11 protein-coding genes are annotated in these 18,271 nt (G+C 56.4%); 9 read left to right on the top strand and 2 right to left on the bottom strand.

Going from position 1 to position 18,271, the window contains the following annotated elements; all coding sequences use genetic code 11:
• Positions 1-292 precede the first annotated feature (292 nt).
• The 5 genes from dnaN (at position 293) to gyrA (ending at position 8,953) form a co-directional block, all read left to right on the top strand.
• On the top strand, positions 293-1,411 hold the full coding sequence (gene dnaN / locus AEAE_RS06415; protein WP_094690331.1) for a DNA polymerase III subunit beta: 1,119 nt from the start codon (positions 293-295) through the stop codon (positions 1,409-1,411).
• A 5-nt stretch (positions 1,412-1,416) separates the two neighbouring features.
• A complete protein-coding gene (gene recF / locus AEAE_RS06420; RefSeq protein WP_094690359.1) occupies positions 1,417-2,838 on the top strand; it encodes a DNA replication/repair protein RecF in 1,422 nt (473 codons plus the stop codon).
• A complete protein-coding gene (locus AEAE_RS06425) occupies positions 2,810-3,454 on the top strand; it encodes a DciA family protein (protein ID WP_158520554.1) in 645 nt (214 codons plus the stop codon). Before recF ends, AEAE_RS06425 begins: the two co-directional genes overlap by 29 nt.
• A 545-nt stretch (positions 3,455-3,999) precedes the next feature.
• Positions 4,000-6,024, top strand: a complete 2,025-nt coding sequence (gene gyrB, locus AEAE_RS06430) for a DNA topoisomerase (ATP-hydrolyzing) subunit B (protein ID WP_420809204.1) — start codon at positions 4,000-4,002, stop codon at positions 6,022-6,024.
• Between the two features lie 358 nt (positions 6,025-6,382).
• Positions 6,383-8,953: a DNA gyrase subunit A gene (gene gyrA, locus AEAE_RS06435; RefSeq protein ID WP_244569678.1), complete on the top strand. Its 2,571-nt coding sequence runs from the start codon at positions 6,383-6,385 to the stop codon at positions 8,951-8,953.
• 138 nt (positions 8,954-9,091) lie between these two features.
• On the opposite strand, the gene AEAE_RS06440 is transcribed toward gyrA, so the two are convergent.
• Positions 9,092-10,306, bottom strand: a complete 1,215-nt coding sequence (locus tag AEAE_RS06440) for an AGE family epimerase/isomerase (RefSeq protein ID WP_094690362.1) — start codon at positions 10,304-10,306, stop codon at positions 9,092-9,094.
• A gap of 420 nt (positions 10,307-10,726) precedes the next feature.
• On the opposite strand from AEAE_RS06440, the gene AEAE_RS06445 reads away from it, so the two are divergent.
• Complete coding sequence (locus AEAE_RS06445; RefSeq protein ID WP_094690333.1) at positions 10,727-11,665, top strand: DUF3566 domain-containing protein; 939 nt, start codon at positions 10,727-10,729, stop codon at positions 11,663-11,665.
• 43 nt (positions 11,666-11,708) lie between these two features.
• Here the strand turns inward: AEAE_RS06445 and AEAE_RS06450 are convergent, their stop codons facing one another.
• Complete coding sequence (locus tag AEAE_RS06450) at positions 11,709-13,067, bottom strand: glycosyltransferase family 2 protein (RefSeq protein ID WP_094690334.1); 1,359 nt, start codon at positions 13,065-13,067, stop codon at positions 11,709-11,711.
• A gap of 459 nt (positions 13,068-13,526) precedes the next feature.
• Here AEAE_RS06450 and AEAE_RS06455 point away from each other — a divergent pair, with 459 nt between their 5' ends.
• From AEAE_RS06455 to AEAE_RS06465, 3 genes are all read left to right on the top strand, one after another.
• Positions 13,527-15,302 carry a SpaA isopeptide-forming pilin-related protein gene (locus AEAE_RS06455; protein WP_094690335.1) on the top strand — a complete coding sequence of 592 codons (1,776 nt, stop codon included), beginning with the start codon at positions 13,527-13,529 and terminating at the stop codon, positions 15,300-15,302.
• A 188-nt stretch (positions 15,303-15,490) separates the two neighbouring features.
• Positions 15,491-16,573 (top strand): class C sortase, encoded by a 1,083-nt coding sequence (locus AEAE_RS06460; protein WP_275542018.1) that lies wholly within the window; start codon positions 15,491-15,493, stop codon positions 16,571-16,573.
• A gap of 217 nt (positions 16,574-16,790) precedes the next feature.
• Positions 16,791-18,266, top strand: coding sequence for a glycoside hydrolase family 27 protein (locus AEAE_RS06465; RefSeq protein ID WP_244569675.1), 1,476 nt, complete (start codon positions 16,791-16,793; stop codon positions 18,264-18,266).
• Positions 18,267-18,271 lie beyond the last annotated feature (5 nt).

The raw sequence follows: 18,271 nt of genomic DNA on the forward strand, positions 1-18,271 counted from the left end.
CCACAACTTATCCACTATCTGTGAACAGTTCTCAACACGGGGAAGGACAGCAATAACAACGCAAAACGCGTTTTTCCACAAAATCCACGTGAATTATTATTACTACTATTTATCTTTCTGGTAAGGAATAGTAATAGATGCTCAAGCAAACGTGTCAGACGCGTTGGCGTTAAACTCCTCCCCACACAAGTTTTTAAAGCACGGAAGGAAAGCAGCCCTTTTGCCGCGCCGCCCCCATGTTGCGCTCTGACCACGCTAGACTAGAACTCAGCACGAATACGGAAGGAACCTGATGAAGATTGAAGTCAATTCGTCTGATTTTGCCGAAGCAGTGAGCTGGGCCGCCCAAATCATCCCATCGCGCCCCACCACTCCAATTTTGGCAGGAATCAAGATCGAAGCCAGTGAAGGCCAGTTGCAACTATCCACCTTTGATTACGACCAATCCGCACGCCTGGTCATCGCCGCCCAGGTTGACGAACCGGGTATCGTCATCGTCCACGGAAAGCTACTCTCCGACATCGCGCGCAACCTTCCGGGTGAGAACGCGTCCCTCGAAACAAGCGGAACGCGTTTGCACATCACTTCCGGTAAGTCCTCCTTCCAGCTTCAGCTCATGCCGCAAGAGGATTACCCACAACTGCCAAGCGTGCCTACAACTATCGGCCGCGTCGACGGGAAAACCTTTATTGACGCTATTAACCAGGCCAATGTTTCCATCGCTCGCGATCAAAATCGCCCGGTGCTCACTGGCATTCACATCCAGATCAACGGCGAAACCGTCACACTCTCCTCTACCGACCGCTTCCGCCTGTCTCGCACCACTTTCACCTGGTCTCCAGCAAGCTCAGACGTGCAAGCAGACGTCATCGTGCGCGGCGAAATTCTGCGTGCCGTCGTCCGCTCTGTCGACGCAGCACAAAACGTCACCTTAGGCATGGATGAAGGCGGCAAGCTCATCAGCTTCGACAACGCTGGCAAGGTGATGACCGTTCAGCTCACCGAAGGTCAATTCCCTGCTGTCGACCGCCTCTTCGCTGACGAATACCCGATCGAAGCTGTTCTCGACCGACGCGAACTCATGTCTGCCATTTCGCGTGCCGCTCTCGTCACCGAGCACAACGCGGCCATTCGCTTGGAATTTGAGAACAACCAGGTTAGCATTTCCGCAGGTACTGCCGACGAATCTCAAGCTCACGAGTCGCTCAACTGCAACCTGACGGGCGAGCCGATCACCGTCGCCTTCAACCCGACTTACCTCAAGGACGGCCTCTCTGTTATTCCTGAGCCATACGTGCGCATCCGCATGCAAACTTCGGTGAAAGCCGTCGAATTCAACGGTCAGCAGGAGATGGACGACGACACCGCTTCTCTGGCCTTCCGCTACCTGCTGGTGCCCATGCGCTTCTGATGCTCATGCCCACTGATTCCTCCCACGTCTCCCGGCTCGCGCTCGACCATTTCCGCAGCTGGGAGAGCGTCGTTCTTGATTTTGCCCCCAGGGTCAACGTCCTCGTGGGGCGCAATGGTATTGGAAAAACCAATATCGTGGAGGCGCTCGAGTTTGTGGCGGCCGGCTCATCGCACCGCACCAATTCCTCGCGAACGCTCATCGCTCGAGGAGCGACGCACGCTACTGTTCGTGTCAATCTTGAGGAAAACCTTGAGATTACCAGCACGAGTGAGCCACCGACGAGCCCGCGCACCACAACGCTGGAAGCCACCATCCCCACACGCGGAGCTATCAGAAGCCGCGTCAATGCTGGCCCTTCGCGCTATTTTCGCGACATCGCCGGCATGCTCAAAGCCGTCGTCTTCTCCCCACGCGACCAGCTCACCGTCCAGGGCGACCCCGCGGCACGGCGCGCTTTCATTGACCAAACGGCCACCATGCTCTTCGCCGACTACTACGACCTGCACCAACGTTTCCAACAGATTGGCAGGCAAAGAGCCGCCGTTCTCAAGCAACTGGGCAAGGTTGACGACCCTCAGATGGCCCAACTTCTCTACCCGCAGCTGGAAACCTGGACTTCGGAGTTCATTAACGCCTCAATTGCGCTGACCGTGCGCAGGCGCGAGGTGGTGCGCCGCCTTTCTGGCCCGTTTAGCCGCATCGCCCGCCAACTTTCCGACGACCCCTCCCCCTCTGCCAGCGCGGCCCTAGATTATCAGCCCTCTTTTGCTGAAGTCGAGGACGTGTTGGGCGGTGCGAATGAAGCCGAGTGGCCAGCAGCGCCTGATTTCGAGGTGAGCGCTGATAATCTTGAGAAAATGAGGCAGAGTATTGCCCAGCATTTCCAACGGCTTCTTGCCGGAGAACAGGCGCGCGGAATTTCGCTGATCGGCCCGCAACGAGACGATATGAGCGTGACTCTTGACGGCGAACCGGCCCGCGACTATGCCAGCAACGGCGAAATGTGGACGCTCGCGCTCGCCCTGAGAATGGCGCAATTTGAATGCTTGAGCACGAGCTCGAAGCCGATTTTGATTCTCGACGATGTGTTCGCCCAGCTGGATGAGGAACGACGACTGCGCATCCTGCGCTTCGCGCGCGAACAAGGCCAAGTGTTCATCACCGTCGCCGCCCGCTCGGATATCCCGGAACTTCATGACGATTCCACCACGCGCATCATCGATGTAGAAAAGCTTGCGCAGAAATCGCAGCTTGACGAGCAGCTGGCCGCGATGGCCGCGCAGTTGAGCCAGCAGCGCGCAGCACAGAGCGACGGTGGCCAGACTGGGAAAACTGAGGATACTGGCGATGGTGAGGCTCGCGGTAGTGAGGCCCGCGCTGATGAAGCTCACGAGGATGACGAAGCGGGTGATACCGGTGAGTAAGTCCTTCATCAAGCCTAGCGATACCGTCGAGCCAGACGAGCCGATTGACCTCAAGTACAACATCAACCCGGCACGCCTAGAGCGGGCAACCTTCCGCCGTTATGCCAAAGCAATCGTCTCCCAACGGGCGCGCGAGCAGAGAGCGGAAGAAGCGCGCGAAAACTTCGGCAAAAAGGGCCGTGACCCGAGAACGCTTACCGATGTGGCCACGAACTTGGCCCAAGAATCGCAGTGGGAGGTGGGTTTGAAACTCGCCCAACTGCGTGAACAGTGGATTGACGTTTTCGGCGATTACATGGGCCCACACGCCAGCTTTGTGAGCTTTGACCGCGGAATTTTGACTGTACGCGGGGATTCTCCTGCATGGAGTCAAATCTGGCAGGAACTGACGCCTGACATCAACCGCAAACTCAAAAAGTGGTTCTCCCCTATCACTTACGTCACTGTTGAAGTGCGCGGAGTGAGCTCGAGAAGGCGAGCTTTCCGCGGAAAATATGGCTCGAGCGTGGGCTATTCCGAAGGCTCGAAGCTCAAAATCAAGGGTCAGCCGCGTAATGGTGGTGATCAGCCGCGTAACGGCATTGGCCAGCCGTATCAGCCTGGTATGTGGGGCTGACCAACATGTGGGGCTGAGAAGTTTGTGCTTCACGTCTCTGCTTCTTCACAATTTCGCTCAGAAGCAATCCACGCGCCTGTAGACGCCAGAATTTGCCAGAAGCATAGAGGAGCACATAAACCGAGGTCTGCTGGAAATTTGGCCGGTTTTTGCGTTTTGCGAGGTAGGCCATGCGGTAGAATAAAGAAAGATAGCCATCGCGCGAAATCGGTGGCCTGGAATCGGTTTAAGACGGCAATTATGAGTTCCGGAACTCGTTGAAAAACGGTTTCGGTTTTTTTATTTGCCTCTGTAGGGCCTTTGACGGCCGTTTTGCCATTTCCGGGCGGCTGAGCGGATGTATGGCTGAACAAGAAACAGAAGGGATACGCATGAGCGACGAGAATCTCCAGACCGGTGCCGAGCAAGACGCCGATAACCTCGCTATGAGTGGAGAAAGCTCTCTGGGTGATTCCCACAATGACGACAGTGAGAATTTGGACGAGCACACCGCAGCCGTCAAGCGCGCAGAAAGCCGCGCTGAAGAGCTGGCTCACGCCGACGAATTGATCGCCAGCGAAGACCTCCAAGAAGGCGAGCTCAACTCCAACCAAGTTCCTGACCACTACGGCGCTTCCGACCTTAAGGTGTTGGAAGGCTTGGAAGCTGTGCGCCTGCGCCCAGGCATGTACATCGGTTCCACCGGCCCACGCGGCCTGCACCACCTGGTCTACGAGATCGTCGACAACTCCGTGGATGAGGCTCTCGCCGGCTACGCCAGCCATATTGAAGTCACCATTCTGCCGGATAACGGCATCCGTGTCGACGACGACGGCCGCGGTATTCCTGTCGACATGGTTCCTGGCGAAAACCGCTCCGGCGTTGAAGTGGTGATGACCAAGCTGCACGCTGGCGGCAAGTTCGGTGGCGGCGGCTACACCGTTTCCGGTGGCCTTCACGGCGTCGGCATCTCCGTGGTGAACGCACTCTCCCACCGCATGGAAATCGTGGTTCACCGCCAAGGCTACGAGTGGACGCAAACCTACATCGACCAAAAGCCTCAAGCACCACTGGCCCGCGGCAAGCAAATCCCTGAGGAAGACACCGGTACATCCGTCACCTTCTGGGCTGACCCGACCATTTTTGAGACTACCGAATACGACTTTGAAACCCTGCGCACCCGCTTCCAGCAGACCGCATTCCTCAACAAGGGTCTGCGCATCTCGCTGACCGACTTGCGCGTGCCGGAAGATTCCGCTAACCAGCCTGACGAAACCGGCGAATCGGACAACAAGGTTTCCTACCAGTACAAGGACGGTATTTCCGACTACGTCAAGCACCTGGTGAACTCTCGCCGCTCCAACCCTATTGAAGACGAAATCGTTCACTTCGCCGCAGAAGACGTCAAGCTCGGCATCTCCGCCGACGTCGCCATCCAATGGACCGCCGGCTACAGCGAAACTTTGCGAACCTTCGCCAACACGATTACCACCGCCGAAGGTGGCTCGCATGAAGAAGGCTTCAAGACGGCTCTGACCAGCTTGATCAACCGTTATGCGCGCGAAAAGAACATTCTCAAGGAGAAGGAGTCCAACCTCTCTGGCGAAGATACTCGTGAAGGTATCGTCGCTGTTCTTTCCGTCAAGCTCACGAACCCTCAGTTTGAAGGCCAGACCAAGACGAAGCTTGGTAATCCTGAGGCAAAAACCTTCGTCCAGCGCGTCGTTTCCGACCGTTTGGGCGACTGGTTCGACTCGCACCCCTCCGACGCCAAGCGCATCGTCGAAAAGGCTATTGACGCCGCTCACGCACGCCTGGCCGCGAAGAAGGCTCGCGAATCGACGAGGCGTAAGTCTCTGTTCGAGTCGGCTGGCATGCCAGACAAGCTGAAAGATTGCCAGTCCAATAATCCTGCCGAATGCGAATTGTTTATCGTCGAGGGTGATTCTGCAGGTGGCTCCGCCATCCAAGGACGTGACCCTATGACCCAGGCAATTCTGCCATTGCGCGGAAAAATCTTGAACACCGAGCGCGCCAGCTTCGACCGCATGCTTCGATCCGACACCATCGAATCGCTCGTCACCGCAGTCGGCGCAGGCTATGGCGACGACTTCGACATCAGCAAGGCACGCTACCACAAGATCATCATCATGGCAGATGCAGATGTCGACGGCGCTCACATCGCCACGCTCATCCTCACCCTCTTCTTCCGCTACATGCGCGGCATGATCGACGCCGGCTACATTTACGTGGCCATGCCACCGCTCTACCGCTTGAAGTGGAGCAAGGGAGCACACGATTTCGTCTACACCGACGCTGAACGCGACGAGGCCTTGAAGCGTGGCCTGGCACAAGGACGCCAGTTGCCGAAGGGCGAAGGAATCCAGCGTTACAAGGGCTTGGGCGAGATGACCTACCAGGAGCTGTGGGAAACCACCATGGACCCGCAACACCGCATCTTGAAGCAGGTGCACATCGAAGACGTCGAAAGCGCCGATGCCACCTTCTCCATGCTCATGGGTGACGAAGTGGGCCCTCGCCGTATGTTCATCGAACGCAACGCCAAGAACGTCAAGTTCATCGACGCCTAAACGTCACACGAACACCGCAACGCTTAACTCACACAGCGCAACGCTTTAACACAAAGGACAGATTGTGGCAGACGAAGAAAACACCAGCACTCCCGGCGATGACGAGATGAACAACGCTAACAACGGCGGCAACGGCGACGAGAATGACGCCAACGAGTTCAACGACGCCGCCAACAGCGACGCCGCTGAAAACGATGCCGCCGCTGAAAACGATGGCGCGGATAACGGCGAAAACAACGGTGAAACCGATGACGAGCGCCTCAACGAGCAGCTCGCTGCATTGAACGCCCAATACGGCGCTCAAGAAGGCAGCAACATCAACTCGCTGGGCCTGGGCGACGAAGGCTTCAAAGGCCTGATGGGCGGCTCTCGCGTCCAACGCACCGACCTCAACCAAGAAATGCGCGAATCCTACTTGGCATACGCCATTTCCGTCATCGTCGAACGCGCATTGCCAGACGTTCGCGATGGTCTGAAACCAGTGCACCGCCGCGTCATCTACGCCATGTACGACGGCGGCTACCGCCCTGACCGTGGCTTCAACAAGTGCTCCCGCGTCGTCGGTGACGTGATGGGTAAATACCACCCACACGGCGACGCCGCTATTTACGACACTTTGGTGCGCTTGGCCCAGCCATGGTCCATGCGCTACACCCTGGTCGACGGCCAAGGAAACTTCGGCTCCCCGGGCGATGACCGCGCAGCAGCAATGCGTTACACCGAGTGCCGCATGGCACCTCTGGCCATGGAAATGGTGCGCGACATCGACAAGGACACCGTCGACTTCGTGCCAAACTACGATGGCAAGACGCAAGAGCCAACCGTGCTGCCAGCACGCTTCCCGAACCTTCTGGTCAACGGTTCTGCAGGCATCGCTGTGGGTATGGCAACCAACATCCCACCGCACAACCTGCGCGAGGTTGCCGAAGGCGTTCATTGGGCACTTGACCACCCTGATGCCAGCCGAGAAGAGCTGCTTGATAATCTTATTCGCATCATCAAGGGACCAGACTTCCCAACAGGCGCAACGCTTCTGGGCCATAAGGGTATCGAAAAGGCTTACCGCACCGGCCGTGGCCTCATCACCATGCGAGCCGTCGTCAACACCGAAGAAATCAACGGACGCATGTGCCTGGTCATCACCGAGCTGCCATACCAGGTGAACCCAGACCGCCTCGTCAGCTCCATTCGCAACGCTGTTCGCGACGGTGTGATCAAAGGCATCGCCGACATGCGCGATGAAACCTCCGGCCGAACTGGCGAACGCTTGGTGCTCGTGCTCAAGAAGGACGCCATCCCGAAGATCGTTCTCAACAACCTGTACAAGCACACCGCTTTGCAAACCACCTTCGGCGCCAACATGCTCGCCCTGGTCAACGGAGTGCCACGCACGCTCAGCCTCGACGGCTTCGTCTCCCACTGGATCTCCCACCAGCTGGAAGTGGTCAACCGTCGCACCGCCTTCCTCAAGCGTGAAGCGGAAGAGCGCGACCACATTTTGCAGGGCTATTTGAAGGCCATTGACATGATCGATGAGGTCATCCACCTCATCCGCTCCTCCAAGACGGTTGAGCTCGCCCGCACCGGCCTTATGGACCTGCTCGACGTCGACACCGTCCAAGCAGACGCCATTCTGGCCATGCAGCTGCGCCGCTTGGCAGCTTTGGAACGTCAAAAGATCGTTGATGAGCATGAAGAGCTCATGGCAAAGATCGAAGACTATGCCGATATTCTCGCTCACCCGGAGCGTCAGCGTCACATCGTGGGTGAAGAGCTCGATGGCATCGTCGAAAAGTACGGCGACGAACGCCGCACCGCAATCGTGCCGTTCTCCGGCGATATGAGCGACGAAGACCTCATCGCCGACCGCAACGTCGTGGTGACCGTCACCCGCGATGGCTACTTGAAGTCCACGCGCGCTGACGATTACCGCTCCCAGCATCGCGGTGGCAAGGGCATTAAGGGCACTCGCCTGCGTGGTGGTGACGTGGTGGACCACTTCCTCACCGCATCCACCCACGACTGGCTGCTCTTCTTCACTAACCTCGGCCGCGTCTACCGCATCAAGGCGTACGAAGCTCCACAAGGCTCTCGCGACTCTAAGGGTCAGCATGTTGCTAATCTTTTGAGCTTCCAGCCAGGAGAACACATTCAAAGAATGCTGAGCCTTCGCAGCTACGAAGACGCCAAGTACCTCGTGCTCGCCACGCGCAACGGCCGTGTGAAGAAGACCCTGCTCTCCGAATACGACTCGCCTCGCCAAGGTGGCCTCATCGCCATCAACCTTAACGAAGGCGACGAAGTAGTCGGCGCAAGCCTGTGCAACGAAGCCGACGACGTGATCCTCGTGTCCAAGGCCGGCATGTCCGTGCGCTTCCAGGCCAACAACGAGCAGCTGCGACCGATGGGCCGTTCGGCTGCGGGCGTGATGGGTATGCGCTTCCGCGATGACGACCAGCTGCTGAGCATGGATGTCGTGCCAGAAGATTCCGATAAGGATCTTCTCGTCGTCACGGCTAAGGGCTTCGGCAAGCGCTCCCCACTGGCTGACTACCGCGTGCAAGGCCGCAACGGCTACGGCATCAAGGCGCTGGAAATGGTGGAAGAGCGTGGTGCTCTGGTCGGTGCTCTCGTCGTCTCCGAAGGCGATGAGATTCTGGCCATCATGCACTCTGGCAAGGTGATTCGCTTCGCAGTCAACGAAATCAACCGCACGGGCCGCACCACCCAAGGCGTCACCATTGCTGACACCGGTTCTGACGACGAAATTGTTGAGATTGCCACTACCGATGAGACGGGCGATGACGACACTGACGAGAACAGTGCTGAGGGCAACGCTGCCGCCGAGGGTAGCGGCGAGAGCAACGCTGAGAACAGCGACGGCGAGAACGACGCCACCGCTGAGAACGTCGAAGCTGCTCAAGCCTGATGTTCTGAGAATATAGCGCTCAAACGCAGAAGGGCCGTCGGTCAGGAAACTGATCGGCGGCCCCTTTTTCATCCGCAGCTGCATCACAACGGCAGGTGAGTGAGCGCGGTGATAATCTCAAGCCATACTCAAGCCAAACTAGCCGCGAGCAACAGCAGGAGTGATGCTCAGAGCAGGGTCATTAAACGGGATGAGCGTCGACTGGAAAGCGTGGTACAAGTCAGACTTACCTGGCCAGACCGTGCGCAAAACCTGATTATGCTCATCGAGCTGATGCCACCACGAGCCGTTGACGTGATCAGCCAAATGCTCATCAACATAACGCACAAAAGTGGCGTACCAACTGCGGAAGAAGTCACGACCCGTCACTTGGTAGAGCGTTGCAGCAGCGTTAATGCCCTCCGCAACAGTCCAATGCATGCGGTCGTGAACAATCGGGCGACCCTGCCAATCGGTCGTATACACCAAACCAGGCTCACCATCAGCCTGCCAAGCGTCACGAACCGCGCGCTCAAACAAATGCTGAGCCGCATCAACATAGGGCTGAGCCTTAGCAGAAACGCGATGATGCTGAGCATCCCAACCATACGTAGAAATCGCCCACTGGGTAATCAGACGGCTCCACTCAATGCCATGGCCAGGCGTTGCACCATAAGGCTTGAACTGGTCATCCTTCTTATCGGCGTTGTAGTCGAGCAGCGGCGTCCAATTCTCATCGAAATGCTCCGGAATACGCCAATTATTGGCCTTCGCCCACTCCACCACATGTGTGACGATACGCCCAGCACGCTCGCGGAAGCTCTCATCGCCGGTCACATCAGCAATAGCGAGGAAAGCTTCGGTCGAATGCATATTAGCGTTCACACCACGGTAGCCATCCAGCTCGGTCATCTCCGTGTTCCACGTGTCCACGGCCAAGCCCTCATCTTCATCCCAGAAGAAGCGATCATAGGTTTCAATCGCATCCTCCAGCAGGCGCTTGGCACCGGGGCGGCCGGCGAGCAGTGCCGAAGTAGCAGCCAGCATGACGAAAGCGTGCGTGTAGCACAACTTCTCCGTGCCATGGTCCAGCGATCCATCGCTTCTCAACGTCAACGATGGGTACCAGCCGCCATGCTCCTTATCATGCAGCATGCCGCGCAGTCCGGAAACCATGGTGTCCACAATCTTTTCGCTACCCGGGAAGCCCAGCAGCGTGCCGATAGAGTACACGTGAGCCATACGGCAGCTAATCCAGGTTTGCACGCCCTCGCTCGGGTCAAGCCGGCCGAAATCATCCAGCCAACCAGCACCACCCCACGGGTTCGCCACTCCCCTACCAAAATTCAACAGATTGCTGGCTTGCGTCGTCATGAATACGCGGTTCGCCTGCGTGTCCAGCTCATACTTTCCTGTGCGATCTACACTGGTCGAAGTCACAGTTCAGCCCTTCTTATCTCACTTGTTCAAGCTTTCAGTTAACTTAGCGCAGCCTGCAAGGTACACTTCGCCCCTTTGCAAAAGCGCGTCACTTTTACCGCTCTCACGTCTCCTGTAACGCAAGAACAAGCACACTCTTATACTAACGGTCAGGCCTCACCGTTGAAAGCTCGCTCGTTTCTCAAGATTATCAGTGCGCTTCATCCCAGATTTTGTGTGATGAGCTTGCAATAAAAAGCGCAGCAATCCCCCGTTTTTGATAATCTCAAGGCAGAAAGAAAACTGCGAGCAACCTCAGAAGGCTGCAACTGCTCGAGGTACGGCCCACTTGCCCTACCTTGCCAAGGAGAGATTATGCCTGATCAGAACGATCTTTTCAGCCAGCCGGCACAAGTCAGCCAGCCTTCTACCCAGGCTCCGGAAAGCTTGAGTGACGCCCTCAACGAGGCTGAAGAAGACAATATGGAGAGCATTTCAGGCCTCTCCGAGCAGCAGATTCGCGAGTCGGTGGCTCAACAGGTGGAGCAAGCTCGCCGCAATTCGGCTTCTTCTCAGGCTTCTGATGGTACTGGTGCTGCTTCTGACAGCGTTTCTGGCTCTGAGGGCTCTGAGGATGCTACCGATTCTGAAGCTCCTGCGGGTACGGGCTTGAGCGAGTTCCTCTCCTCTGAAGAGGCTGAGAGCGCGCAGGCTGGTGCTCATGGCGCTGGTGACGGTGCAGCTGCTGGCTCGGCTTCTGGTGCAGCTTCTGGCACTTCGGGCGTTGCTGGCCATCGCACGGCTATGGGTTCTGCCGCTTCTGTTGCTACCGCCACCGCAGGCGCCGCGGCAGCCGGTGCAGCTGCAGCTTCTGGTCGCTCCCGCTCTGCTGTCGACCAGCCTGAGATCGTTTCTAACCGTCGCAAGCCTCGTCGCGTGCGCGTCCCGAAGGCTCGCCGCATGCGCCTGTCCATCGTCAAGTTTGACCCATGGTCGGTGGCGAAGGTCTCCTTCATGCTGGGCATCGCCAACGGCATCATTCAGGTGGTGTGCGCCACCATTCTGTGGTGGATGCTCGACGCCATCGGCGTGTTCGATAAGGTGAGTAGCCTGGTGAACTCCACCGGCCTGACAGGCAAGACGGGCTTCAACGTTTCCGCCATTCTGAGCATGGGCCAGGTGGTGAGCGCGGTGACAATCTTCGCCATTTTCGAGCTGGTGTTGATCGTGATTATCGCCGTGGTGTGTGCCTTCTTGTATAACGTGGTCAGCTCGCTGGTGGGCGGCCTGCACGTAGTTCTCGGCGACGACTGATGAATTTGAGGCGCTGGTAATCTCCCTGCATTTCGCAAGATTATCAGCGCTTCTCCATCTCCTGCGCCTGCTTCTGGGCCACGCGGATTTGCGCCACCGTGCGCGCCTGCGTGGCTTTTTCCAACTCTTTCTGCGCCTTTTCGACAGCCGTTTGCGCCTGTTTGACAGCGCTTTGCGCTTGCTTCACCACTGACTGGACGCGCTTGTGCTGGTTGTGGCGGCGAATTGCGCTCTTTTCAGCGTTCTTCAGCGCGCTGCGCTTCACCTGCTTTTCCAGGGTTTCCAGCGACTCTTTCTTCGCCTTGGCCTTGCGAATAGCCTTTTGGCGTGCTCGCCTCTTGCTTGCGGCAGCCCTTTGCTCCGCTCTCTGCGCGCGCTCGGCTTCTTTTGTGGCGAGGTATTCGGCTTGCATTGCCTTAAACTCGTCGGATTCGCCTTCGTTGAACAGCGCCTTGACGGTTTCCTTGCGCTCTCGCGTTGACTCAGGGTCGAGGTTCAAGCGGAAAACGATGGTTTGCAGGAGGGACTCGTAGTCCACCGTCGAGAGGAACTCAATTTTCTGCTTGAGAATGTAGCTTCTCAGTTGCGGGAAGCGGGAGAGCACGTAGGCTTCGCGGTCTTGCGTCGCGAGTTTCCACTCTTTGAAGAAGGCGAGGCTTGCCGTTCCCATAATGGAGTTCGCGCGCAAACGGTAATGGTAGAGCACGAATGGCAGGCGGATGACGACGTCCGAGCCGCCGAAAATCTGGCAGATTCGGGCGAGGTCTTCCATTGAGCGCCCTTCGGGGAAGGTGATGTTGTTTTCGCGATAGATGCTGGTTGGTGCCATAAAGCTCCAGGCGTAGCCGCCGATTTTGCCGGCAATCTGGTCGCGAATAGCTTCCTCGGGGGTCAGCACTTTGCGTTTGCTGTAGCGGTTGTGCACGTAGCGCGATTTGACGAAGGTTCCGTCCTCGCTCATCGTGTCGAACTGGTACATCACGATGTTGCGGCGTCCTCGGCGCATATGAGCCAGGCAGGAGCGCACGAGGTTCGGCTCGATGGTGTCGTCCGAGTCAACGAAGAGAATGTAGTCGCCTTTTGCTTGGGCGAGACCGGTGTTTCTCGCTCCTGATAATCCTTTATTTTTTTGGTGAATGACGCGAATGCGATGGTCTTTGGTGGCCCAGTCGTCGGCAATCTGGCCGGAGTTGTCAGGGGAGCCGTCATCAACTACCAAGATTTCCAGGCGGCGATACGTCTGCTGTGTCACTGAGGTCAGGTTTGCGTCGAGGAATTTTTCGACGTTATACACCGGGATTATCACGCTGACGAGGGGAGGTTCGCCGTCAGTAGAGCCGTAACTGGGAACATATTCCTGTTCTGTGAGCTCTGCTGTTGTATCAGCGGTCGTGTGCTGCATGCTAACCTCCTTTAGTCTTTGTATATTGTACGAGAGAGAAAGAAATCTGGGGTTGGTGGTGCGCAAACTCTGCACTTTCGAAGTTGCGTGAGAACGCGTTCAGGGCTGAGTGTTGTGAGGGCTGATCGTTAGAGTAGGCTCGCGTTGAGTCAACTGAGTGTTGCTGTAAGTGAGTATTAGCTCACTATTGGGAAGGTGGTACGGTGAAGCGCTTCTGAATGGAAGAATAAAAAATACTGCTCGAAAATACGGCCATCGCTCAGAAAAAAAGTTGAATTATTGACGATTTCGTGTCTAAGATTTGGGCATTTTGTCTTTTCTTGCGTATACTAGGAGACGTAATATATGGCGGAGAGTCGCCTGTTAAGGAGAGAAGAGAAATTCCCTGACCAAGGCTTCTTGCTGTCTGTGAAACATCTTTCTCTGTTTACAGAGCGAGAGAAGTGAGAAGGAATGATTATGCGCAAGGCATCTAAGATCGCAGCTGCACTGTTCACAGCTGTTGCGACACTGGCTGCAGGCCTCGGCATGGGCGCCACTGCTTATGCTGAAACCCCAACTGGTACTGCGACTATTGAGCTGAATACGAACAGCAACGTTGATCTCACGAAGACCACTTTCGTTGCTTATCCATTGATATATCTCACTGGCCAACCACAGGCCGGTTCTGACGACACTCTGACTTCTGTCGCATCAAGCCCAGTTTCCTCTGCACTTACTGCAGACCTCAAGGCTGCATTGACTGCTGAAGGCGTTACCGTTGCTCCCGGCAGTACCCCAGAAGCCACCTTCTTGGCTCTCAAGAGCACTGATCAGGCAAAGATCGCTCGTATCGCATCTGCTCTTGCAAAGTCCCCCAACCTTGGTTCCCCCATCTCTTCCACTGGTGCAACTGCAACCAAGGTAACCTTCTCCAACTTGGCTAATGGCTACTACCTCATCAAGACTGATCCTAATCCCGGCGATAAGACCAGCGATGTGACCATTGCTCCAACTCTGGTTCCATCTACCATTGTCAGCGGGGGAAAGACCTACACCAAGCTCGGCACGATGACTCTTGGTCAGGCTGATCTCAAGGCTGAGAGCGGCAATCGTTCCGATAACAACATGAAGAAGACCGTGAAGTCTGATTCTGAGAAGTCTGATTCTGCCTACACTCAGAACCGTACTTTGAAGATCGGTGATACCGCAGACTTCAAGCTCACCTTCACCGTTCCTAATCCAAAGTCTCAGGCAACCTTCAAGGTCATCGATACTTACAAGCTCCTCGGCGATCCAACTGAAATGGCTATCACCGTTGATGGCTCTGACGTTTCCAGCGAACTGACCGTTACCCAGGGTACTGGCACCTTCACCGTTCAGCCAAAGGACACCACTTTCAGTGGCGAGCCGGAGAAGCCAACCATTACCGGCCACATGAACGAAGATGGCACCAAGATCGCTTCTGCTTCCGACTTCGTTACCAAGTATGCTGGCAAGGTTGTCACCATCACCTATAAGCAGGCTGTTCTCAAGGCAACCGGCACTGACAAGGTCGCAGACAACTCCTTCACCAAGACGGTGTACGACTACGATGGCAACGGCACCCCAACCAAGGATGACGGCGGCGAAACCTCTAAGGTTTACAACTACACCATCGCTTTGAAGAAGGTGGACCTCAATGGCAATGCTCTGCAAGGTGCAAAGTTCGTTGTCAAGCAGGGCGACGACTACCTCAAGCAGGATTCAACCACTAAGGCTTGGTCCAAGGCTTCCAGCAAGGAAGACGCAACCCAGTTCACCACTGCTGGAACCGAGGGTGAGTTGAGCATTTCTGGTCTCGACTACGGCACCTACAGCCTCGAAGAGGTTGCCGCCCCAGAAGGCTACATGCTTTCCCCAATGGGCGTTCCAGTCGTCGCTAATGTCACCCTCTCTGCACCAGATGCAGAAAAGGATGGCACCGTTGATATGACCAAGGCAAAGACCGTTGTTACAGCTGGTACTTCCAGCAACGGCCTCGTGGTTGCTGTCTCCGACGACAAACCCGGTAGTAAACCCGGTGTTTCTTACGTCGATCTGCAGGATGGCACCACCCGCGCAACCGTCAAGAACATTAAGTCCCTGACTGAGCTCCCAGCAACTGGTGGTACCGGTGCTATCGCACTCCTACTCCTCGTCGCTGTTCTGCTCGGTGCTGGCTCTGCTGTTGCTCTCGGCGCACGCAAGGCTCGTAAGAACGCTGAACTTCGCTGAGCTACAGTGAACTGAACAAGTTCCTCGTTGCTTCAACAGGAGCTGAGTAGTTCATAGAAATGGCCATACCTCGCAAGAGGTATGGCCATTTTGTTTGCGTCGAGCTGATAATCTTGAGCCCCTCAGAGAATTTTCAGAAGCGGCGAGTAATTTATACCCCAGAGAGAAACAATGATAGGGGAGAAGCGATGGCACAACCAAGCTTCGCCGACGCGCTGGTGATTCAAGGCCAGAAAGACCAAGAAGCCAGCGAAAAGGCGATTCGACAGGCGAAACGTGCAAACGCCTGGATGGTAGTGTATCGCATCATGGTCGCCATCGCCGTGCTGCTCATCGGCTCCGCTATTACCATCGCTACCGTGTACATCGGCCGCGAATACCATAACGATTCGCAAAATAAAGCCATCGCAGCCCGCGATGAGGAGATCGCCAGAAACTACTCTAAAGCCCAGAAAAACGCCCTTCTCCAAGCTGCGCGCGACTACAACAAAAGGCTTTTCGAAAACCCACGAGCTATCGGCGCCATCGTCGACCCATTCACCAATAAGCCGGGAAGCTTCAACGGCAACGACGATAAGGAATACCATCACATTCTCAACGCCCCAGGCGACACTATGGCAGTACTCACCATCCCTAAGATTTCGGTGAAACTGCCAATCCACCACGGTGCTGACCAAGATCAGCTGGAAAACGGCCTCGGCCACCTACCAGGCACCTCTTTCCCTGTTGGTGGTAAGAACACGCGAGCCGTCATTACCGGTCACTCTGGTTTGCCAGGAAAAACGCTGTTTACCAACCTTCCTGACCTTCGCAAAGGCGACCTCTTCTTCGTGACCGTCGCTGGTGAGACGCTCGCCTACAAGGTTAAATGGATTGAAGTGGTGCTGCCGACCAACACCAAGGTTCTGCGCATCAAGCCGGGTAAGGATCTTGTCACCTTGCTCACCTGCACGCCGTATGGTATTAACACGCATCGCCTGCTGGTAACGGGGGAGAGGACGAAATGGCCTCTGTACACGGCAGCGCCAGCTCTGAGCCCGAGTGTGGATGAGATCATCATGTACACGGCGGCCACCATCCTCGCCTTGTGGATTCTCCTGCTGATCTTCCACCGCCGTTACGTGCTCGGCCACCATATTCGCCGTTACTACGGCAAGCCGTGGAACCTGCGCAAGCCGGTGCGCAGTTGGAAGCATGAGGAGAGCGTAGTGAACCCGATTGCGGCGGGTATGCCACATGTTGCCACGCCTGCGCTCAATGATGATCAATAATGGCCAGTCTCGATGGGTGGCGAAGAGGCGCGTGTACTGAGGTTTAGCGCAATAATTGCCCGTGCGCGACTGTCAGCATGCCTCTCATCGCGCGACATGCTGAATCGTTTCAATAGTTGCTTTCTCCTAAACTAGAAGGCGAGGGAAGGTTGAGTTCTGGTAATCTGCGACCAGACGAGCCTCACCTTCACCGACCTGCACTTTCGAAGGAGAAAGCATGAAAGCACTTCGCCCACCGATGGGCTGGAATTCTTGGGATTCCTACATGACGACTATCGCAGAAGAAGACGTTCTCGCGAACGCACGTTTTATGAGTGATAATCTCAAGCAATTCGGCTGGGATACCATCGTCGTCGACGCCAGCTGGTTTGACCCTCAAGCAAAATCAGAAGCCTACAATGACGCAGCGCAAGGCGCCACCTTCTGCCTCGACAAGTACGGCCGCCTGCTGCCAGACCCTGTGCGTTTCCCCTCCGCAGCCGATGGCTCCGGTTTCACGCATATTGCTGAAAAAGTACACGAACTAGGTTTGAAATTCGGCTTCCACGTCATGCGCGGAATCCCACGCCAAGCAGTGCGTGAAAACTGCCCTGTTGAGGGAACGCAATGGACAGCACGCGACGTTGCCGACATGGACCTCGAGCATGCCTGCCACTGGAATAACGACAACTACGGCTTAAACCAAGCGCACCCTGGCGCACAAGCGTGGTACAACGCTCAACTCGATCTCTACGCCTCCTGGGGAATTGACTTCTTGAAGGTCGACGACATGCAAGCGCCGTTCTACCCAGCAGAAATCGAAGCCTACTCGCAAGCAATCCGCATCGCCGAACGCAAATACCACCGCGAGATCAGCCTCTCGCTCTCCCCAGGCACGCAAGTTGCCACCACGAACATCGACTTCTTGCGTCGCAACGCTCAGATGTGGCGTATTTCCGACGACCTGTGGGACCGCTGGCGTGACGTTTACAACCAGTTCTCCCGCATGGCACGCTGGGCTCCTTTGCAAACGCCTGGTCATTGGGCCGACGCCGACATGCTGCCTCTGGGCCACCTCACCGTCAATGACAAGCAAGGCGGGCACATGTCGAACCTCATGCCTGCCGAGCAGCGCACGCTGTTGACCTTGTGGGCTATGTCGCACTCTCCACTGATGATGGGCGGCGACCTGCCAACCTCTCCTGCTGAGACCATCGACCTGCTCAAGAACCCGTGGCTGCTCGAGGTGGAAGCCAATTCGATGCATAATCGCGAGGTTCTGCGTGAAATTTACGATCAGGAGAACAAGTTCAACAAGTGGGATGGCGCTTCCGTGCCGGAAGGTGAGTTCATTGTCTGGGCTGCTGACGCTACGGGCGCTGCGCCGTCTTCCTGCTCCTGCGAGAAGGGGGAGAAGTGCTCCTGTGGTAGCGGTGAAGCGTGCTCTTGCGGCGAAAATTCCGCCCTCACCACCGAGCGCGGCTCTTACTATGCCGCCTGCTTCTGGACTGGCCCCACCCAGTGCCAGCAGCGCGTCGACATTGCCGCCATTGTTGGCCTGGAAGATTATCAGCTCGGCTTTGACCTGACGAAGTGGAAGGTGACTGACCTATGGTCGGGCACTTCTGGCGAGGCTAAGCTCGATGGTCGTCTGCTCTCTGTGACTATGCCAGCTCATGGTTGCGTGTGGCTGCGCTTCGACCCTATCGACTGAGGCTG

It is taken from the genome of Aeriscardovia aeriphila (assembly GCF_002259595.1).
GTDB lineage: Bacteria > Actinomycetota > Actinomycetes > Actinomycetales > Bifidobacteriaceae > Aeriscardovia > Aeriscardovia aeriphila.